4 protein-coding genes are annotated in these 22,553 nt (G+C 74.3%); all 4 read right to left on the bottom strand.

Annotated features, from left to right (window positions below; translation table 11 throughout):
• Positions 1–14: 14 nt before the first annotated feature.
• Positions 15–18,680, bottom strand: coding sequence for a non-ribosomal peptide synthetase (locus tag NMK44_RS12255; protein ID WP_254741610.1), 18,666 nt, complete (start codon positions 18,678–18,680; stop codon positions 15–17).
• A gap of 143 nt (positions 18,681–18,823) precedes the next feature.
• On the bottom strand, positions 18,824–20,188 hold the full coding sequence (locus tag NMK44_RS12250) for a serine hydrolase domain-containing protein (protein WP_254741607.1): 1,365 nt from the start codon (positions 20,186–20,188) through the stop codon (positions 18,824–18,826).
• A gap of 44 nt (positions 20,189–20,232) precedes the next feature.
• Positions 20,233–21,453 carry a copper amine oxidase gene (locus NMK44_RS12245; protein ID WP_254741605.1) on the bottom strand — a complete coding sequence of 407 codons (1,221 nt, stop codon included), beginning with the start codon at positions 21,451–21,453 and terminating at the stop codon, positions 20,233–20,235.
• 14 nt (positions 21,454–21,467) lie between these two features.
• Positions 21,468–22,199, bottom strand: coding sequence for a hypothetical protein (locus NMK44_RS12240; RefSeq protein ID WP_254741603.1), 732 nt, complete (start codon positions 22,197–22,199; stop codon positions 21,468–21,470).
• Positions 22,200–22,553 lie beyond the last annotated feature (354 nt).

The raw sequence follows: 22,553 nt of genomic DNA, 5'->3' as shown, positions 1-22,553 counted from the left end.
GTCTGTTGTGTCCTCTACCGTTCGTCGTGGTCGCCGCTCACGGCGGCGTCTTCGAGTTCGCGCAGGACGTACTCCTCGACCAGATCGGCGAGGCCGCGGACGGTGCGCGCGGTCAGGATGTCCCGCGGGGTCAGCTCGACACCGAACGTCTCCTTCGCTCTGGAGGCGATCAGCAGACTGCGCACCGAGTCACCGCCCAGGGCGAAGAAGTCGTCCTCCGCGCCGACCCGTACCGCGCCCAGCACCTCGGCCCAGATCTCCGCGACCACCTCCTCGGTGGGGGTGCTCGGGGCGACGAAGCGGGCGGCGGGGGCGGTCGCGGGGGTGGGCGCGGGCAGCGCCGTCCGGTCGGTCTTCCCGTTCTCCGTGAGCGGCAGCCGGTCCAGGACGGCGAAGGCCGACGGGATCATGTGGTCCGGCAGGGTGCGGGCCAGCAGGGCGCGCAGCTCGGCTCCGTCCGGGGCGGTGGCCCCGTCGCCGGGGACCACATGGGCCACCAGACGGCGCACCCCTGGCTCGTCCTCCCGGACCGTCACCACCGCCTCCACCAGGTCCGGATGGCCGCACAGCGCGGTCTCCACCTCCCCGGCCTCGATCCGGTAACCGTGCAGTTTGAGCTGGTGGTCGGTGCGCCCCAGGTGGTGGATCCGGCCCCGGGAGTCCTGGCGGGCCAGATCGCCGGTGCGGTACATCCGGCTCCCGGGCGGTCCGTAGGGGTCCGCCACGAACCGTTCCGCGGTCAGTCCCGGACGGCCCAGATAGCCGCGGGCCAGCGACGGGCCGGAGATCCACAGCTCACCGGGGACCCCCGGGGGCACCGGCCGCAGCCGCCGGTCGAGCACCCGCGCCCGGGTGCCCGGCACCGGCCGTCCGATCGGCGGTGGGGTGCCGTCCGGCTCCAGCGGGTCGGACCAGGTGGCCACCACCGTGGCCTCGGTGGGGCCATAGGAGTTGATCATGCGGTGGTGCGGGGCCCAGCGGCCCGCCAGCTCCGCACCGCAGGCGTCCCCTCCCACGATCAGCGTGCGCAGCTCCGGCAGGTCCTCCTCGGTGCCCGGGGGCAGCGTGGCCAGGGCCGCGGGCGGAATGAGGGTGTGGGTGATCCGCCGCTCCCGCAGCACCCGGGCCAGATAACCGCCCAGCAGCGGACCGGGTTCCGGTACCACCAGGGTGGCCCCGGCCGGCAGCGACATGCACAGCTCCAGCACGGAGGCGTCGAAGCTGGGCGAGGCGAACTGCAGCACCCGGTCGCCCGGCCGCACGTGATAGTGCTCGGCCTCGGCGGCGGCGAAGCCACCGAGCCCGCGGTGGGTGACCACCACCCCCTTGGGGGTCCCGGTGGAGCCCGAGGTGTAGATGACGTACGCCGCGTCGTCCGGGCCGACGGGCCCGCGCCGGTCCGCCTCGCCGGGCCGGTGGTCCGGTCCGCCGGGCACGTCCACCGCGTCCGGGCCCTCCAGGGTGACCAGCGGTGCGGCGTCCCGGAGCATCAGGTCGATCCGCCCGGCCGGGTAGTCGGGGTCGACGGGCAGGTAGGCGCCCCCCGCCTTGGCCACCGCGAGCTGGGCCACCACGATCTCCACCGAACGCGGCAGGACCAGCGCCACGATCTCGCCCGGGCCGACCCCCCGGGCGATGAGGTGATGGGCGAGCCGGTTGGCCCGCCGCTCCAGCCCGGCGTAGGTCAGCTCGGCGCCGGGGGAGAGGACCGCGGGCGCGTCGGGATGGCGGTCCACCGCCGCCTCGAACAGTTCGGCCAGGGTGGCGAGCGGCGCCTCGGGGGCGGTGTCGTCCCCCTCGGCGAGGATCCGCCGCCGCTCGGCGGCGGGCAGGATGTCGATCCGGTCCAGGGGCAGTTCGTCGGGGGCCGCGGCGAGAGCGCCGAGCACCTGGGTGAGCTGGCCGGCCAGCCGCTCGGCGGTGATCTCGTCGAACAGCCGCGGGTCATAGCCGAGTTCCACCGCCAGCTCGGCACCGGGGGAGACCGCCACGGTCAGCGCGTAGTTGGTGCTCTCCAGGGCGTGGAGGTCGCGGACGGCGAGTCCGTGGTCCGCCGCCGCCGAGCTGTTGATGGGGTAGTTCTCGAACACCACCAGGCTCTCGAAGAGGTTGGCACCGCCCGGCACCCCGCTCCAGCCCTGGATCCGGGACAGCGGTACATGACCGAAGCCGCGCGCCTCCGCCTGCTGGGTCTGGAGCGTCCGCAGCCAGGCCGCGGTGGGGGCGTCGCCGTCCACCTCGGTCCGCACCGGCAGGGTGTTGATGAAGATGCCGGTGATGTCGTCGGCGCCGGGCAGTTCGGTCGGCCGTCCGGAGACCGTGGCCCCGAAGCACACGTCACGCTCACCGCTCCAGCGCGCCACCAGCAGCGCCCAGGCGCCCTGGACCACGGTGTTCAGGGTGAGCCGGTGGCGGCGGGCGAACTCCTGGAGCGCCGTGGTCTGCCGCTCGGCGAGCCGCTGGGAGAGCCAGCGCGAGGAGCGGGTCGGGGTGTGCGGCGCGGGCCTGCGGTCGTACGGCAGCGCGGTGGCCGCCGCGAACCCCGCCATCGCCGTCCGCCAGTGCTCCTCGGCCCGGCTGCGGTCCTGACGGCCCAGCCAGGCCACGTAGTCCGCGAACGGCCTGCGGGACGGCAGGCGGGGTGGGGTCCCCGCGGCCAGCGCGGCATGCGCGGCGAACACGTCCGACAGCACCTGGAAGACGCTCCACCCGTCGAGCAGCACATGGTGGAAGGTCCACAGCACCCGCACCTCGGTGGGCGACAGCCGGGCCAGGGCGACCCGCAGCAGCGGCGCCGCGGTGAGGTCGAGCCCGCGGGCGCGGTCCTCCTCGAGCAGCCGCTCCAGCGCGGTGGCGCGGCCGTCCTCGTCCAGCGCCGTCCAGTCGTGTTCCTCAACGGGCACGGTGGCGGCGGGCCGCACGATCTGGAGGGGTTCGGGCACCCCGCGCACCACCACCTCGCTGCGCAGCACCGGGGTGCGGTCGACCACGTGCTGCCATGCGGCGGCGAGCACGGCCATGTCCCGGACCCCGTCCAGGACGAAGGTCGCCTGCTCCACGTAGAGCCCCTGGCCCCGCTGGGCCAGTCCGTGGAAGACCAGCCCGGACTGGGTCGGGGTGAGCGGATAGATGTCCGCCACGTCCCGTCCGTCACCCGCCAGCCGGTCCACGGTCTCCTGGTCCAGGGCGGCCAGCGGGAAGTCCGACGGCGTCCGGCCGCCCGCGTCCGGAGCGGCGCACAGCGCGACGATCGACCGCAGCTCCGCGGCCATCTCCTCGGCCAGCCGCAGGACGGTGTCGCGCCGGTGCAGACTGCGCGAGTACGCCCAGGACAGCTCCAGTTCGCCACCGGTCACCCGGCCGACCACGTCGATCAGATGGGTCCGGGGCGCGTCCGCGCTCATCCCGCCGTCCAGACCGTCCCGCAGGGAGTGCAGCAGCCCGCCGTCCGGGCCCGCCCCGGGCAGCTTCCAGTCGAGCTGCCCCAGGTAGTTGAAGCTGATCCGCGGTGTCGCGGCCGGGAGGTCCGCGCCGCCGGGCAGCAGATGGCGCAGCGCGCCGTGGCCCAGTCCGCCCCGCGGCACCGCCCGCAGCCGCTCCTTGACCGCCTTCAGCGACTCCGCGAGTCCGTCCCCGCCGCAACTCTTCAGCGCGACCGGGAACATGCTGGTGAACCAGCCGACGGTACGGGAGAGGTCGACGCCTTCGAAGATCTCCTCGCGGCCGTGCGCCTCCAGGTTCACCAGCACCCGGTCCCGGCCGGTCCAGCGGCCCAGCACCCGCCCCAGCGCACACAGCAGGACGTCGTTGATCCGGGTCCGATAGACCCCGGGCACGTCCTGGAGCAGGGCACGGGTGGTGCCGGTGTCCAGCCGGACGGCCACGGACTCCTCGAAGGCCACCGTGTTGGGCCCCTCGCTGTCCGTGGGCAGTTCACCGTGGCCGTCCACCGCCGCCCAGTGGTCCCGCTCGGCGGCGAAGCCCCCGGCCGCGGTGTGGTCGCGCAGCCGCAGCGACCACTCGCGGAACGAGGTGGTCTTCGGGCCGAGTCCGGGTGTGCGGCCCTCGGACAGCGCCCGGTAGGCGGTGTCCAGGTCCTCCAGCAGGATGCGCCAGGAGACGGCGTCCACCACCAGATGGTGGGCGGTGAGCAGCAGGACGGGGCGCTCCCCGTCGCCCCGGGTGAACAGGGCGGCCCGCAGCAACGGGCCCCGGGCCAGGTCGAATCCGGCCTCGATCCGTGCCGTGGCCTCCCGCAGCGCCGCTTCCCGGTGCGCGGGCCGGTGGCCGGACAGATCGATCCGTTCGAGCACCGGCTCCGCACCGGGCGGGGCGCTGTGCTGCCGCCACGGACCGTCCCCGGTGCGCTCGAACCGCAGCCGCAGGGCGTCGTGGTGTTCCAGCAGGGCGGCCAGCGCGGCGCCGAGCGCGGTGGTGTCCACCGGCCCGGCCAGCTCGGCGGAGAGCGACTGGGTGAAGTGCCAGGGGCTCTCCGGCAGGCTCTCGAACAGCCAGTGCTGGATGGGGGTGAGCGGCACCTCGCCGAGGACCGGCCCCTGTTCCGCGGTGGCCGCGGAGGACACCGCGCCCTCCGTGGCGGCGGCCAGCGCCGCCACGGTCTGGTGGACGAAGAGATGGCGCGGTGTCAGCTCGATCCCGGCACGGCGGGCCGAGGACACGATCTGGATGCTGAGGATGGAATCGCCGCCGAGGGCGAAGTAGTTGTCCTCGGCCCCGACCGACTCCAGCCCCAGCACCTCGGCCCAGATCCCGGCCAGCGCCTTCTCGGTCTCCGTGCGCGGCGCCACGTGTCCCGCCGCGGGGGCGGCCCAGTCCGGCGCGGGCAGTGCCCGTCGGTCGAGTTTGCCGCTCGGCCCCAGCGGCAGCCGCTCCAGCGGGACCATGGCCGCCGGGACCATGTGGTCGGGCAGCGTACGGGCGAGGAACGCCCGCAGCGCCGCCGGGTCCACCGACGCGCCCGGGGCCGGGACCACATAGCCGGCCAGCCGCTTGTGGCCCGCGGTGTCCACCACCGACGCGGCCGCCTCCGCCACGTCCGGGTGGCGCGCCAGCGCCGCCTCGACCTCGCCCAGTTCGATGCGGAACCCCCGCACCTTGACCTGGTCGTCGGTCCGGCCCAGATACTCGAGCTGCCCTTCGGTGTCCCAGCGCACCAGATCGCCGGTGCGGTACATCCGGCCCCCCGCGGGGCCGAAGGGGTCGGCGGTGAACCGGTCCGCGGTCAGCCCTGGCCGTCCGGCGTAGCCGCGGGCCAGTCCGGCCCCGGCCAGGTACAGCTCCCCGGGTACGCCGACCGGCACCGGCCGCAGCCGCGCGTCCAGGACGTACGCCCGGGTGGCGGCGACCGGCGACCCGATGGGCGGGGTGCGGCCGGGGTCCGCCGGGTCACAGGTCCACGCGGTGGCGTAGACGGTGGCCTCGGTGGGCCCGTAGATATTGGCCACCCGGCAGCCCGGGATGGCCGCGCGCACCTCCTGGACGGTGCGGGCGGCGAGCCCCTCGCCCGCCAGCACCACGGTGTCGGCGGACACCGACACCGCGCCCCTGCCGAGCACCTGGCCCAGCGCGGACGGCACCGCGCTCAGCAGACTCGCCGACCACGGGCCGGTCCGCTCGGTGAGGGTGAGCAGGTCGCGGACGATCTCCAGGGAGCCCCCGGCCAGCAGCGGACAGAGGATCTCGAACACCGACACATCGAAGTTGAGCGAGGTGGAGGCCACCACATGGGAGAGCCCCTCCGCGCCGAACTCCGCCGCCGCCCAGGCCGCCAGGGCCGCCACACTGGCGTGCGTGACCACCACGCCCTTGGGGGTGCCGGTCGAGCCCGAGGTGTGGATGACGTAGGCGGGGTGGGCGGGGTCCAGCGGGCGGTGCCGCGCGGCGTCGGTGAGGTCGTGGGCGTCCTCCGCGGCCATCCGCTGCGCGCACTCCGGGCCGTCCAGCAGGAGGAGCGCGGCGCTCCCGGCCGGGATCCGCGCCGCCTGCTCCCCGGTGGTGAGCACGATGTCGGGGGCGATGTCCCCGAGCATGAAGGCGATGCGCTCCGCCGGGTACGCCGGATCCACCGGGAGGTATCCGGCCCCCGACTTCAGCACCGCCAGCACCGCCACCACCAGGTCCGGGGTGCGCGGCAGGGAGAGCGCCACGAAGCGCTCGGGTCCCGCGCCCCGCGCGATCAGCAGCCGGGCCAGCCGGTTGGCGCGCTCGTTCAGCTCCCGGTAGGTGAGGGATCCGCCCTCCCCGCGGACGGCCACCGCCTCCGGCGTCAGGGCCGCCCGCGCCTGGAACAGCTCCGGCAGCACCGCGTGCGGCGCCGGGGCCACCGGTCCGCTGAACTCCTCCAGGATCCGCCGGGTCTCCTCCGCGTCCGCCGGCGGCAGCTCCGCCACCCGGCGCGCCGGATCGGCCGCCATCTCCGCCAGCAGTCCGCGCAGCGTGGCGCCCAGCCGCTGGACCGTCGGCGCGTCGAACGCGGCCGGGTCGTAGTCCAGCGATACCGACAGCCGCTCCTCGGGCGCCACCACCACACTGAGCGCGTAGTTCGTCGGCTCCAGATCCCGTTCCTGCCGGATGCCCAGACCGTGCGCGGCGATGGCCTCGCTGTCGAAGGGGTAGTTCTCGAACACCACGATGCTGTCGAAGAGGTTGCTCCCGCCGGGCACATCGCTCCAGCTCCGAAGCTGCGCCAGGGACACGAAGTCGAAGCGGCGGGACTCCGACTGGGCGGTCTGGAGCTCCCGCAGCCAGGCCAGCAGCGGTGTGCCGCCGTCCACCCGGACCCGGGTGGGCACCGTGTTGATGAACACCCCGACCATCGACTCCACACCCGCCAGCGCCGCCGGACGCCCGGAGACCGTGGTGCCGAACACCACGTCGTCGGTGCCGCTGTAGCGCGCCAGCAGCAGCGCCCAGGCCCCCTGCACCACCGTGTTCATGGTCAGCCCGTTGCGCTGGGCCGCGGTCCGCAGCCGGGCCGACTCCTCGGCCCCGAGGGTGACCTTGTGGGTGCCCGAGGAGGCCGTGCGGTGCGCCTCCACCGCGGGCCGGTCGCGGGGCAGTCCGGTGGGCGAGGTGAAGCCCGCCAGCGCCTCCCGCCAGAACCGCTCGGCCTCCGCGGTGTCCTGTTCGGCCAGCCAGCCCAGATAGGCCCGGAAGGGCTGCCGGGACGGGACCACCGCGGCGCGTCCGGTGGTGAGTTCGGTGTACCGCTCGCAGATCTCGTCGAAGACCTGCGCCGCACTCCACCCGTCCAGCAGGACATGGTGGAAGGTCCAGATCAGCCGCACCTCGTCGGGGGACAGCCGGATCAGGGCCAGCCGCATCAGCGGGGCGGTCCCCAGGTCGATCCCCTCGGCCCGGTCCTCGGCGAGCAGCCGGTCCAGTTCGGCGTCCCGCCACCGCTCCGGCCGCTCGGTCCAGTCGTGGTGGACGATCCGCAGCGCGGCCCGCCGCCGGACGACCTGGAGCGGTTCGGGGGTGTCCGCCCACACCAGATGGGTGCGCAGGATCGGGTTGGCGTCGGCGGTCCGCTGCCAGGCGGTGGCCAGTGCACCGGGGTCGGTCACCCCGGTCATCGTGAGCTGCACCTGGTTGACGTAGGCGTCCGAGGCCGGGTCCACCAGGTGGTGGAAGAGCATGCCCGCCTGCATCGGGGTCAGCGGGTAGATGTCCGCCACCTCCCGGCCGTCGGCGGCGATCCGGTCCACCGCGCCCTGGTCCAGCCGGGCCAGCGGGAAGTCCGACGGGGTGCGCCCCCCGGCGCCGGGTCCTGCGCAGTGGCCGACGATCTCCTCCAGCGCGCGGAGGGTCTCCCGGGCCAGCCGGGAGACCGTCTCCTCGGTGTGCGTGGCCGTGCCGTAGTACCAGGTGAGTTCCAGCCGCCGCTGTTCCACCCGGCCCACCACGTCCAGCAGATGGGCGCGCGCGGACTGAGGCGCGGCGTCGCCGCCCAGCCCGCCCCGTACGCCGCGCACCAGGGACGTGCTGTCCTCCCCGGCGTCCGACCAGTCGAACTGCCCGAGGTAGTTGAAGCTGATCCGGGGCGCCGGGGCGTCCCGGAGCACCCCGGCCGCGGGATGGTCCGCCGGGGCGAGGTGGCGCAGCGCCCCGTAGCCGATACCGCGCGCGGGCACCGCCCGCAACTGCTCCTTGACGGACTTCAGCGTCTCGCCCCAGCCGCCCGCCGGAACGTCCAGGGCCACCGGGAAGATGGTGGTGAACCAGCCGACGGTGCGGGACAGGTCCGCCCCGTCGAGCAGGTGCTCCTCCCGGCCGTGGCCCTCCAGGTCGACGGCGACCCGGCGGCGCCCGGTCCAGTCGGCCAGCACCCGGCCCAGCGCCGCCAGCAGGACGTCGTCGATCCGGGTGCGGTAGACCCCGGGCACCCGCTGGAGCAGCGCGGTGGTCAGCTCACGGTCCAGCCGCACGGTGACCGTCCCCATGGCGGCCACCGTGTTCTCCCCGGCGCCGTCCACCGGGAGTTCGGTGGCGCACTCCGCCGCCACCGCCGCCCAGTGGGGCAGTTCGCTGTCGAAGCCGCCCGCGGCGGTGTGCTCGGCCAGCCGCCGGGACCAGTCCCGCAGCGAGGTGGTCCGCGCGCCGAGGGCGACCGGCTCCCCCCGGACGGTCCGGCGGTAGGCGGTGTCCAGGTCCTCCAGCAGCACCCGCCAGGAGACCCCGTCCACCACCAGGTGGTGCACGGTCAGGAAGAGCGAGAGGGGCTCACCGGGGGCGCCGCGCAGCAGCAGCGCGGCCAGCAACGGCCCCTGCTCCAGGGCGAGTCCGGCGTTTGCCGCGGCCATGGCCGCGTCCCGCGCGGCCTTTCGCTCCGCCACGTCCAGGCCGGACAGGTCCACCTCGCGCAGCGGTACCTCGGCCGCCGGGTCCGGGAGCGGGCAGTACTGCCGTACGCCGCCGTCCGCCCGCCGTTCGAAACGCATCCGCAGCGCGTCGTGGTGAACGGTCAGCGCGGCCAGGGCCGTACGCAGCGCCGGCACATCGGTGTCCGGGGTGAGTTCGGCCACCACGGACTGGTTGAAGTGGTCGGGCCGGGCGGTCTGGGTGGCGAAGAACCAGTGCTGGATCGGGGTGAGCGGAAGCTCCCCGGAGACCGGCCCGGTGTCGGCCGCGGGACGGGTGTCGCTGCGCGCCACGGCCGCCAGCGAGGCGATCGTGGGGTGCCGGAACAGCTCCCGGGGCGTCAGCGAGAGCCCCGCCTGCCGGGCCCGGGACGCCACCTGGATGCTGAGGATCGAATCCCCGCCCAGCATGAAGAAGTTGTCCTCGACCCCGATCCGCTCCCGGCCCAGCAGGGTGGCCCAGATCTCCGCGAGCACGCGTTCGGCGTCGGTGCGGGGCGCCACGTATCCGGCGCCGGCCGCCGCGGTCCAGTCCGGTGCGGGCAGCCGCCGCCGGTCCACCTTGCCGTTGCCGGTGAGCGGCAGTTCGTCCAGGGCCGTGAAGACCGCGGGCACCATGTAGTCCGGCAGGGCGGCGCCCAGGAACGCCCGCAGCTCCTCGGCGCCGGGCAGCACACCGCCGCGGACCGGGACCGCGTAGGCCACCAGCAGGGCCCGTTCACCGTCCCGGGCGAGGTTCACCACAGCCTCCGCCACGGCCTCGTGGCGGACGAGCGCGGCCTCGATCTCGCCCGGTTCGATCCGGAAGCCCCGGATCTTCAGCTGGTCGTCGGCCCGCCCCACGAAGGTCAGTTCACCGTCGTCGGTCCACGCCACGATGTCCCCGGTGCGGTACATCCGGGACCCCGGCGGACCGAACGGATCGGCCACGTACCGCTCGGCCGTGGCCCCCGGGCGGTTGCGGTAGCCGCGCGCGAGACCGGCCCCCGCGATGTACAACTCGCCCGGGATACCCGGCGGCTGGGGCTGGAGCGCGGTGTCCAGGACATGCACCCGGGTGTTGTCCAGCGGCCGTCCGATGGGCAGCGTGCGCGGCAGCTCCTCCCCGGCGCGGAAGGCCCGCCGGGTGGCGAAGGTGGTGGTCTCGGTGGGTCCGTAGCCGTCGACGACCGTCAGCTCCGGGCAGGCGTCCAGCACCCGGCGCACCGCCGCGGCGGGCACCACGTCACCGCCCGTCCACACCTCCCGGGCACCGCGCAGACACTCCGGCGCGTCCTGCGCGAGCAGCCGGAACAGCCCGGCGGTCAGCCACAGACAGCTCACCCCGTGGTCGTCGATCGCCCGGCGCACGGTGTCCGCGTCCACGTCCCCCTCGGGCGCGAGGACCGCGGTGCCGCCGCGCAGCAGCGGCACCCACACCTCGTAGGTGGAGGCGTCGAACGCCTGCGGGGAGTGCACCAGCACCCGGTCGTGCCCGGCGAAGGCGCGGTCGGCGGCGAGCGCGGCCACGTCGCGGTGGCGCACCGCGACCCCCTTGGGCCGCCCGGTGGACCCGGAGGTGAACATCAGATACGCGGCGGAGTCGGGGAAGACCGCCACCCGCGGCGGATCCGACGGACCGTCGTCCTCCGCGCCGTCCTGCCCGGGCGCCACCACCACGGTCCGTCCGCCGTGCGGGATCCCGTCGGCCGTGCGCTCCCAGGCGCGGTCGGTGAGCAGCACCTGCGCCGACGCCTCGGCCAGCACCGTGCGCAGCCGGTCCTCGGGCGCGCGCACATCCAGCGGGACGTACACCCCGCCCGCCTTCACGACCGCGAGCTGCGCCACGATCAGCTCCGCAGAACGGTCCATGAGCACCGCCACCGGGTGCTCGGGACGCACCCCGAGTCCGGTCAGCCGGTGGGCCAGCCGGTTGGCGCGCAGGTCCAGCTCCCGGTAGGTCACCGGACCGGACGCGCCGTCCAGCGCGATGGCGCCGGGGGTCTCGCGGACCCGGTCGGCGAAGAGCTGCGGCAGGGTGCCCCCGGTCACCGGGACCGCGGTGTCGTTCCACTCCTGGAGCACCCGCAGCCGCTCCGGGGTGAGCATCGGCAGCCGGGCAGGTGCCCGGTCCGGGCTCTCGGCCATGGCGGAGAGCAGCACCGACAGGTACTCCGCCATCCGCTCCACGGTGACCGCGTCGAACAGCGCCGGGTCGTAGCCGAGCCGCAGCGTCAGCTCCTCACCCGGGTAGACCACCAGGCTCAGCGGGTAGTTGGTGGTCTCGACACCGTCGAGCTCCCGCAGCTCAAGACCGTGGGCTGCGGCCAGGTCACCGCCCACCGGATAGTTCTCGAACACCACGATGCTGTCGAACAGGTTGACCCGCTCGGCCAGCCCGGTCCACGACCGCAGCCGGGGCAGGCCGACGAAGTCGAACCGCCGGTCCTCGGTCTGCGCCGACTGCAGCTCGCGCAGCCAGCTCAGCACGGTGGCACCGGAGGGCACCCGCACCCGGGTGGGCAGGGTGGCGATGAACAGCCCGTTCATATCCGGCGCGCCCGGGAGTTCGGCGGGGCGGCCGGACACCGTCGTGCCGAACACCACGTCCGCCCGGCCGGTCTGCCGGGACAGCAGCAGCGCCCACGCCCCCTGGAGGAGCGTGTTCACCGTCAGCCCCTCGTCCCGCGCCAGGCCGGCCAGCCGCCGTGAGGTGTCGGCGGACAGGGTCGTCCGCACCGCCTCGGTGGACTCCGCGTGATGGGTCTCGGTGGGCTCCCGGTCGAACGGCAGCGCGGTGGGTTCCGACAGCCCGGCGAGCCGGGACCGCCAGTGGTGCTCGGCCCGCTCCCCGTCGCGCTCCCGCAGCCACGCCACATAGTCGCTGAACGGACGACGGCTGGGCAGTCCGTCGGCCATCGCCGCCCCGGCCGCGCCCTCACGGGCCCGCGCATGGCAGTGGAAGACGTCCGACAGCACCTGGAACAGGCTCCAGCCGTCCAGGATCAGATGGTCGAAGGTCCACACGAGCTGGACCTGGGTGGCCGACAGCCGGGCCAGCGCCAGCCGCGACAGCGGTGCGGTGCCCGGGTCGAGACCGCGCTCCCGGTCCTCGGCCAGGAAGCGCCGCAGCTCCTCCCGGCGGCCGTCCCCGGCCAGCCCCCGCCAGTCGAGATGGGTGACCGGCACCCGTACCGCGCGCTCCACCACCTGGAGCGGTTCGGCCACCCCGTCCCACACCGCGCGGCTGCGCAGCACCGGGGTGCGGTCGGTGACCCGCTGCCAGGCCGCGGCCAGCGCCTGCGGGTCCGGCACCCCGTCGAGTACGAACGCCAACTGCTGGAAGTAGACGCGCCGGTCGTCCTGGGACAGCCGGTGGAACAGCATGCCCGCCTGGGTGGGGGTGAGCGGATAGATGTCCTCCACCCCGGAGCCGTCGCCCGCCAGCCGGTCCACGGTGGCCTGGTCGAGCGTGGCGAGCGGGAAGTCCGACGGGGTGCGGCCGCCGGCGCCGGGTGAGGTGCCGTGCCGGGCGATCTCCACCAGCGCCCGGCGGAACTCCTCGGCCAGCCCGGCCACGGTCTCCTCGTGGTGCAGCCCGGCCGAGTAGAACCAGGTGAACTCCAGCGTCCGCCCCTCGACCCGGCCGACCACCTCCAGCGGATGCGGCCGCGGGCTGCCGGGGTCGGCGTCCAGGGACAGTTCGCGGTGGGTGTCCCGGAACAGCCCGTCGCCACCGCCCGGCAGCTCGAACTGGCCCAGGTAGTTGAAGCTGATCCCCGCCGTCGGTCCGTCCGGGAACCCGTCGGGACGCAAGCGGTGGCGGCGCACCCCGTAGCCGAGACCGCGCCGCGGCACCGCCCGCAGCTGCTCCTTGACGGACTTGAGCACCGCGCCCCAGTCACCGTCGGGCAGTTCCAGCGCGACGGGGAAGCGGGTGGTGAACCAGCCGACCGTACGCGACAGGTCCACGTCCTCGAAGAGCTCCTCGCGGCCGTGCCCCTCCAGGTCCACCGGCACCCGGGACCGGCCGGTCCACCCGGTCAGCACCCGCGCCAGCGCACTCAGCAGCACATCGTTGACCTGCGTCCGGTACACCTCGGGGAGGGTCTGGAGCAGGGCGGCGGTCTCGTCCTCGCCCAGCCGGACGGTGACCGAGCGGGCCGAGGCGTAGGTGTTCTCGCCCTGACGGTCCGTCGGCAGCGCCGGATCGCATCCGGCGACCACCCCGTTCCAGTACGCCGTCTCGTCGTCGAACCCGCCGGTCTCCGCGTGCCGGGTCAGTCGCAGCGCCCAGTGGCGCAGCGCCGACGACTTCGCGGGCAGCCGGACCGTGCCGCCCCGGGCCAGGGCGCGGTAGGCGGTGTCCAGATCCTCCAGCAGGACGCGCCAGGACACCCCGTCCACCACCGCGTGGTGCACGGTGAGGTGGAGCACCGGCCGCCGCCCGTCGCCGCCCGCCTCGAACACCGCGCGCAGCGGCGGTTCCTCCGCCAGGTCGAAGCCGCCGAGGTGGCGGCCGCTGTCCGCGGTGGCGCGGCGCAGTACCTCGGTGGACCCGACACGGTCGATCCACTGGGCGCGGTCCGGACCGCCGTCGCGCAGCGGGAACCGGGAGCGCAGCGCGTCATGGTGGGCCAGCAGCTCCGCCAGGGCGCCGCGCAGCGCCTCCTCGTCCACGTCCTCCGCCAGCTCCAGGGACACCGTCTGGTTGAAGTGTCCGGCCCGCTCGGCGTCATGCTCGAACAGCCACTGCTGGATGGGCGTCAGCGGCAGTTCCCCGGTGGCCTCCTGGTCGGCGCCCGCGGCGGGCCGCCCGGCCGGGGCGGCGGTGTCCAGGTGCAGCGCGAGCGCGGCGATCGTCTGGTGGCGGTAGACATCGCGCGAGGTGAGCGGAAGCCCGGCCTGCCGTGCCTGGGACACCACCTGGATGCTGAGGATCGAATCGCCGCCCAGGGAGAAGAAGTTGTCCTCCACGCCGACCCGCTCGACCCGCAGGATCGCCGCCCACACCCCCGCGAGGGTGCGCTCGGTCGCCGTCCTCGGCGCCACGTAGCCGCCGGCCGCGGTGGCGCTCCAGTCCGGGTCGGGCAACCGGCCGCGGTCCAGTTTGCCGTTGGGGCTGAGCGGCATCCGGTCCAGCACCAGCACGGTGGCGGGCACCATGTAGTCGGGCAGCCCGCGCCGCAGGAAGCGGCGCAGCCCGGCCGGGTCCGGTGCGGCGCCCGGCGCGGCCACCACATAGGCGATCAGCCGTTTGACGTCGCCGGACTCCTTGGCCACGGCGGCCGCCCCGGCCACGTCGGGATGGCGCATCAGCGCCGTCTCGACCTCACCCAGCTCGATGCGGAAACCGCGGATCTTGACCTGGTCGTCGGCCCGGCCCATGTATTCCAGCTGGCCGTCGCCGTTCCACCGCACCAGGTCCCCGGTGCGGTACATCCGGCTGCCGGGCGGGCCGAAGGGGTCCGCCACGAAGCGACGGGCGGTCAGCTCGGGCCGGTTGAGGTAGCCGCGCGCCAGCCCCCGGCCACCGAGGTAGAGCTCCCCGGTCACCCCCTGCGGCACCAGCCGCAGGGTGGGGTCCAGGACATAGGCGCGGGTGTCCGCCACCGGACGTCCGATCGGCGGGGCCTGCTCGGGCGCCTCGCCGTCGCAGAACCAGGCGGTGGCGTACACCGTGGCCTCGGTCGGCCCGTACAGATTGGCGATCCGGCTGGACGGCAGGGCCGCGCGGACGTCCCGTACGGTCTGGGCGGGCAGCGCCTCTCCCGCCAGCACCACCGTCCCGGCGGCCCCTTCCGCCCAGGCCGCCGCGTCCGCGCCCAGGATCCGGGCGAACACCGACGGCACCCCGCTGATCAGCCCGGGGGTACGCGGCCGCTCCCGCGGATCGACCAGCGCGGGCAGGTCCCGGACCACCTCGACGCTGCCCCCGGCCAGCAGCGGGCAGAGGATCTCGAAGACCGACACATCGAAGTTGAGCGAGGTGGAGGCCACCACATCGGTCAGCCGCTCCCGCCCCAGCTCCGCCTCGGCCCACGCCGCGAGCCCCGCCACACTGCGGTGGGTTACCACCACACCCTTGGGCCTGCCGGTGGATCCTGAGGTGTAGATGACATACGCCGGGTGCGACGGATCCAGCGGCCGTATCCGCTCACCGTCGGTGATGTCGCCGTCCGCGCGCGAGCCCAGGTCGGCGTGGACCGCGGGGTCGTCCAGGACCAGGATCTCCGTGCCCGGGGGCAGACTTCCGGCCGCCTCACCGGTGGTCAGCACCACCGCGGGCGCCGCGTCGTCCAGCATCAGCGCGATCCGCTGGGCCGGATAGCCGGGGTCCACCGGCAGATAGCCCGCGCCCGCCTTGAGCACCGCCAGCACCACCACGACCAGATCGGCGGAGCGCGGCAGCGCCAGCGCCACCAGGCGCTCCGGACCGATCCCGCGGTCGATCAGCAGCCGGGCCAGCCGGTTGGCGCGCCGGTTCACCTCGCCGTAGGTGAGCCGGACGTCCCCGTGGGCCACCGCGGGGGCCGAGGGACGGCGGGCCGCCTGGGCCTCGAACAGCTCGGGCAGGGTGGTGTCCGGGGCCGGACGGCCCCGGCCGTTCCAGGAGTCGAGCAGGGTGTGCCACTCGGCGTCGGTGAGCATCTGGAGCTCGATCAGGGGTGTTTCCGGCGCCGCCGCCATCCCGGTCAGCAGCCGGTGCAGATGGGTGGCCATCCGCTCCATCGTCCCGGCGTCGAACAGATCGGAGTTGTACTCCACGGTGAGCCCCAGCGAACCGCTCTCCCGCGGCAGGAACTCCAGCACCAGGTCGAACCGGGCGGCGGGGCGCGGCAGCGCATGCTCGGTGATCCGCAGCTCCCCGGCGTCCCGGGTCGGCACCATCGCGCCCTGCTGCACCACCAGCGCCTGCACCAGCGGGTTGCGGCTGGGGTCGCGCTGCGGGGCCAGCTCCTCCACGACCCGCTCGAACGGCAGCCCGTCATGGCCGAACGCGTCCAGCACCGTTTCCCGCATGGTGTCGAGGAACTGCTCGACGGTGGTGTCCCCGTCCACCTCGGAGCGCAGCACCAGGGTGTTGACGAAGAACCCGGCGACGGACTCCAGTTCGCTGCGGTGGCGTCCGTTGGTGACGGTGCCGAAGGAGATGTCCCGCTGTCCCGAATACCGCGCGAACAGCACCGAGACGGCCGCCGCGAGCAGGGTGAACAGCGTGGTGGAGCGCTCCCGGCCCAGCCGGACCAGATCCGCCACCAGATCGGCGGGCAGCTCGTGCCGGTGGACCGCGCCCGCGGTGGTGCGCACCGGCGGCCGGGGCCGGTCGGTGGGCAGCTCCAGCATCTGCATCCCGGCCAGCTTGCTGCGCCAGTACTTCAGATCGGTCTCCTGCCACGGCGGGGCCGGACGGTCCCGCTCCCACACCGCGTAGTCCGGGTACTGGAGCGGCAGCGGCGGCAGTCCGGCGTCCGTACCCGCCACCTGCGCCCCGTAGAGCGCGGCCAGTTCGCGCACCAGCACCCCGACCGACCAGCCGTCGGTGACGATGTGGTGCTGGGCCAGCAGCAGGACATGGTCCTCGTCGGCGAGCCGGAACAGCGAGGCCCGGGTCAGCGGCCCGTGTTCCAGGTCGTAGGGGCGGTTCAACTCGTCGGTGAGCAGCCGCTCGACGGCGCCGTCCCGCTCGGTGGCGGGCAGCCCGGCCAGATCGGTGCACTCCAGCGGTAAGGCGCTCCGCTCGGCCACCCGCTGCACCCCGTGGCCGTCCACGGTGGCGAAGGTGGTGCGCAGCGCGTCATGGCGGGCGGCCAGCGCGTCCAGCGCCCGGGACAGCGCCTCCTCGTCCAGCGGGCCGCTCAGCCGCAGCCCGGCCCCGGTGTTGTACTCGGTGCCGCCGGAGGTCAGGTCGTCCAGGAACCACAGCCGCCGCTGGGCGGCGGACAGCGGCAGCGGGCGGTCCCGCGGTACGGCCGGGATCGGCGGGTCCGCGGCCGGGGGTTCGGCGGGCAGCGCCCGCGCCAGCCGCGCCACCGTCCGGGCGTCCAGCAGCTCCCGCAAGCTCAGGTCCACGCCCAGTTCGGCCCGGACCCGGGACAGCAGCCGCACGCCCAGGATCGAATCGCCGCCGAGCCCGAGGAAGTCGTCCTCCACGCCCACGGTGTCCACCGGCAGCACCTCGGCCCAGATCCGGGCCAGGGCGGCCTCGGCCGCGGTGCGCGGGGCGATGTGACGGGCGTCCCCGCCGGGCGCGGAGCGCGGCGCGGGCAGCGCCGCACGGTCGATCTTGCGGTGCGGGGTGAGCGGGAAGGCGTCGAGGACGACATAGGCGGACGGCACCATATGGGCGGGCAGCGACCGGCTCACCGCCGCCCGCAGTCCGGCGGCGGAGGGCGGGGTGCCCCCGCCGGCGGGCACCACGTACCCGACCAGCCGGCGCATGCCCGGCTCGTCCTCCCGGACGGTGACGACCGCGGCCCCCACCTCCGGGTGGCGGGCGAGCGCCGCCTCCACCTCGCCCAGCTCGATACGGAACCCGCGCACCTTCACCTGGTGGTCGGTCCGGCCGAGGAACTCCAGCTCACCGTCGGCCGTCCAGCGCGCCAGGTCGCCGGTGCGGTACATCCGGGCGCCGGGCGGACCGGAGGGTGCGGCGACGAAGCGGTCCGCGGTCAGCCCGGGCCGGTCCAGATAGCCACGGGCCACCCCCGCACCGGTGATGTACAGCTCACCGGCGGTGCCGACGGGCACCTCCCGCATCGCCCCGTCCAGTACGTACACCCGGGTGTTGGGCAGCGGACGGCCGATCGCCGGGGTGCCGGAGCCCGCGCGCAGCGCACCGGTCCAGGTGGCCACGACGGTGGCCTCGGTCGGACCGTAGGAGTTGACCAGTCTGCGGTCCGGTGCCCACAGGTCCACCAGACCGGCCGGGCACGCCTCGGCGCCCACGATCAGCGTGCGCAGGGACGGCAGCCCCCGGCGCACCTCCTCGGCGGGCACCGTCGCCAGCGCCGCCGGGGGGACCAGCGCGTGTGTCACCTCGTGGTCCCGCAGCACGGCGGCCAGCTCCGCCCCCAGCAGCGGCCCTTCCGGGGGGACCACCAGCGCCGCGCCCGCGAGCAGCGAGGAGCACAGCTCCAGCACCGAGGCGTCGAAGCTGGGCGAGGAGAACTGGAGCACCCGGTCGCCCGGCGTGACGGCGTAGTGCTCGGCGGTCGCGGCCGAGAAGTTGCCCAGTCCGCCGTGGGCCACCACCACCCCCTTGGGCACACCGGTGGACCCCGAGGTGTAGATGACATACGCCGGGTGCTCGGGCAGCAGCGGCGCCAGCCGGTCCGTATCGCCCGGTGCATGGCCGGGGCCGGTCACCGCGCGGATGGCCGCCGGGTCGTCCAGGACCGCGACGGGCCGGGCGTCGGCCAGCATCATGGCCCGGCGCTCCTCGGGATGGGCCGGGTCCACCGGGAGGAACGCGCCCCCGGCCTTGGCCACCGCCAGTTCCGCCACGACCAGTTCGGCCGAGCGCGGCAGCACCAGGGCCACCACCCCCTCGGGCCCCACCCCCTGCCCGATCAGCCGGTGGGCCAGCCGGTTCGCCCACTCCTCGACCTCGCCGAAGGACCAGGTGCGGTCCTGTGCCACCAGCGCCGCGGCGTCCGGGGTGCGCGCCGCCCACACCGCGAAGAGCGCGTCCAGCGGGGCGCGGGAGGCGTCCCGGCCGGTGGCGTTCCACTCCGCCGGAGGCAGGCCCGGGGCCCCCGGGGACGCGGTGGCCGGACCGGCGGTTGCCTGACCGGATGATGTCTCGTGGCGGTCCATCATGATGGGGCGGCCCTTCGGAGCGGGTGTTCGGGCGGGGACGGGGGACGTGGTGCCGCGCGGCCCGGCGGTGGGCGTGGGGGAGTGCGCCGTGGCGGTGCGCTGGGGGTGATGCGGTCCGGTGCGGGGAGGACCGGACGCGGCCGTCAGACCAGGGCGCTCTTGCGGGCCATCCGGCCCGAGAGCTGGATGCGGTCGACCGCGCCGGTCCGCGGATCGCGCACGAAACGGCCACCGGGCATCCGGCGTCCCGAGTGCGGGTCCACCAGGTCACAGGTGAGGTCCTCGTGACAGACCAGGGGCGCGGGCAGATCGCCGTCCACGGACAGGGCCAGACTGCCGCTGTCGTTCATCGTCACCTGGTACTCGACGTCACCGTTCAGATAGGTCCCGGTGCACTGGGCCGTCGCGGCCATCGGGGTGGCCGCGGCCGGCCGGGCGGGTGTCGCGGGCACCCGGATGCCGGTGATGTCCTCGAGCCCGTCGGCCAGTTCGTGCCACAGCTCGGTGCCGCCGCTGGCGTTGCTGGTGAACGCGACCACGGCGCCACTGGCCGGATCCGCCCGCAGATGGCAGGAGGTTCCCTGGGCGTTGCCGTCGTGGCCGAACCACAGGGTGTCGTCCCGCCGGAAGAGCGCGAGGCCCAGCCCCCAGCCGTCGGCGAGCACCCCGGGGTCGGCGCCGGACACCGGGCGGCGCGCATATGTCGCGAGCTCGGGCGGCAGCAGCCCCGGGGGACCGTCGCCGGTGTGCACCCGGGCCAGCGCCACCAGATCGAGCGCACTGGCCGCCAGCGCCCCGGCGGCGGCCTCCGCCGCGGCGAGGTTCTGGCGCACCGGGCGGATCCTGCCGGTGGCGGTGTTTCCCGCGTGGCCGTGTGCCAGCGGGCGGCGCGCGGTGCCGGTGGCGCCGATGAAGCACGGCACCGTGCCCAGCGGTTCCAGCAGCACCGAGCGCACGGCCTCCGCCCAGCTCATCCCGGTGACCGTCTCGATCAGCCGGCCCGCCGCCACATAACCGGCGTTGGAGTAGGAGAAGTCGGTGCCGGGCGCCATCACCAGGCTGCGGTCGGTGCAGTGGTCCAGCAGATAGCGCGAGGCGGTGAGCGCGGCCACCTGGTCGGAGTCGGGACCGGACGGCAGCCCGGCGGTGTGGCTGAGCACCTGGCCCACCGTGCACGGCGGTCCGGCCCGGCGCAGCTCCGGTACGTGGTCGCCGAGCTGGTCGTCGAGTTCCAGGTCCCCGTCGGCCACCAGCAGCATCACCACCGTCGCGGTGTAGCACTTGGTGATCGAGCCGATGGGCACGGCCGTGTCGGCGGTGAACGGCTCCGCCGTGCCGGCGTCCAGCACTCCGGTCTCCACGGCGATCGTGGATCCCCCGGTGTGCACGGCCAGTTGGGCGCCCGGCACCCGGTGGGCGCGGGCCAGGGCGGTCAGACGGTCTTCGAGGAGGCGGCGGTCTTTGGGACGCCGCTCCTCTCTGGAGGCGGTCTCGGACCGGTGGAACACGGTGTACTCCTTGACGCACGAGGGGACGGTCGGCGTACCGGGCGTCACGGCAGCCGGCTGGTGGCGGTCACATCGCGGGGGACGATCCGGAAGCCCTGCCAGTGGGTGGGCATGGGGTCCTCGTCCTCGTCCCGGGGGACGTGGTGGAAGTCGACACTGACCCAGGCCACCGGGTCGGTCAGCTTCTCGCCGTTGACGTACTTGTCCACCGAGGCGGCACACCCGGACGCGCCGGTGCCGTTGGCGTTGGCGGTGTTGCCGTAGGCCAGCCGTTCGCACGTCCGGTACTGCGTGAAGTACATGTCGTGGTGGGTGAAGTCCTCGGTGTGGTCCGGCCCCCGGTACTGATCGCTCTCGTGGTTGTCGATCTCCCACGACTTCGGGTGGCCGTCGGCGTTCTCGGCGGTCGGGTTCAGCACCCGCCAGAAGCGGCTGGGGGCGATGTCCGCCGCCGTCTCACGGGAGAGCACGGAGCGTTTGGTGGTGCGCTTCGCGGTACCGCTGCCGGGGAAGTCGTACTGCTCGACGGCGTTCTTCTTCTCCCCGTCGACATCGAAGTCCATCCGCCAGAACACGTTGTGCGTGTGGTTCTCGCTGAACCGGGTGGAGCCCACCCCGGTCGGCCAGCCACGGCTCGCGTCGGAGAACTGGAACGGCGACAGGGACCCGGTGGCGCCCGCCCGGGGGGAGATCGAGCCGTCGTCGGCGAAGCGCCACTCGATGATGTAGTCGTACCAGCCGATCTCCGAGACCGAGAACACGGTCAGATCGCTGCCGTGCAACACCCCCTTCTCCACCGCGCTCTTGTAGGCGAAGGGCCTGGGCTGCTCCTCGCTGCACAGCACGGCGGTGTCCCGGAAGCTGCCGAGCCGCCCGGTGGGGCAGTCCTTCTTGCCGAGCTCGGTGAGAGTGCCCTGTTCCAGGTCGCCGAAACCGATGGCGGACACGTCGTAGAAGCGCGGCTGACCGCTGTCGTAGGGCACATGCACCTCGGCCAGCGACGCGCTCTTCAGCACCCGGGTGGGGGTGCCGCGCAGCGGGGTGTACGTCACATCGCTCAGCACCACACCGGTGTTGCGGTCGACGTCCCAGCACATCTGCCAACGGGCGCCGTTCTTCAGGGTCTTGTCGATGCGGCCGGCCGCGGGACACCCGGCCGCCGCCGAGCGCTCCCGGGGCGCCGCCGAGGCCGGGACCGGCAGCCCCAGGCCCAGCAGGACCGCCGCTGCCACCAGTACACGGGCACGCCGAAGGACACGGAACACGAACGGGGCTCCCCTCAGAGGCCGATGACGGCGGCGCGCCGGGCCGACAGATCGATGACGATGCGGCTGGTGTCGATCCACTTGCCGCCGCGGCCCCGCTCACCCGGGACGCGTACGAAGAGCTGCACACATCGGTGCGTACCGCACCGGGACACCTGGCGGGCCCCCTTGACGCCGTCGGCGCGGGCGGCCAGGAACGCAAGGCCCTGGAGCTTGAGCTGGGCGGGCGAGGTGAGCTTCTCATGCGTCACGGACGCGTACGACGCGCGCATCCCCGGACCGAGCCGGCGGTCGGCGAGCAGGATCCGCACCGCCTGCCGGACCTCCGCGAGGCTGGGCGGCGGCTGCACACCACGGCGCCGGTCGGAGGCCAGCACCTTCCCGGAGCGCAGATCGACCCGGCGGGTGATCAGGCTATCCGAGGCGTAGTCGTAGAGCTGGACCTCGGCCTCACCGTCGGGGGCCGCGGACGCGGACTTGGCCCGTGGTGGACGGTGGGTGTCCAGCAGTTCGGCCCCGGCCGCACCCGCGGCGTTCCGTTCCCGGCCGGTGCCCTTTCCTCCCCGGCGGGAGGCGGTGTGATCGAGGGCGATCCGGGCGGCCTTGCCGGCCTCCTCCGAGGTCAGCGGACCGTTGTGGGAGGCGATCACGGCGGCGGGTGCGGGGGAGGTGCCGGGTGCGGATCCGGTCGCCTTCAGGACCGCCGTGCCCCCGGCGGCCAGCAGGGCCGTCAGGCCCAGGGCCACGGGTATTCGCCATCGTCGTGTGCGGCCGCCCTTCGCATCGGCCGCACCGTTGTGAGTGGCGTTGCTTCTCATCACCCAGCCGTTCCGGTCGTCGGTCAGTCGAGCCCGGGTGGGGCTCGGGGAGGACAGCACGGCGATCGCCGTCCCACCAGCGCGATTCGAGACGCTTCCGACGGCTCGCCCGGACACCTCCGAGGCGCATCGCTGTCCACTGTCGGCTCACGTTTTCACCACTCCGGGCGGCGTAACAGTTGCTTTTGTAATCAAGCGACTGTGAGAAACGCATGTTCTGGCCGGAATCCGCTGGGGACGGGGGAGACTTCAAAGCGACTACGGAGCAAGCCCGCCCGCAAC

The sequence above is a fragment of the Streptomyces cucumeris genome (assembly GCF_024295805.1).
Taxonomy (GTDB): Bacteria; Actinomycetota; Actinomycetes; order Streptomycetales; family Streptomycetaceae; genus Streptomyces; species Streptomyces cucumeris.
Note: the sequence above shows the minus strand (reverse complement) of the source record. Positions and strands in the feature narration are given on the sequence as shown.

Excerpts from the sequence above, each read along its gene's own strand:
- NMK44_RS12255 (WP_254741610.1), bottom strand. The coding sequence starts at position 18,680 with ATGATGGACCGCCACGAGACATCATCCGGTCAGGCAACCGCCGGTCCG.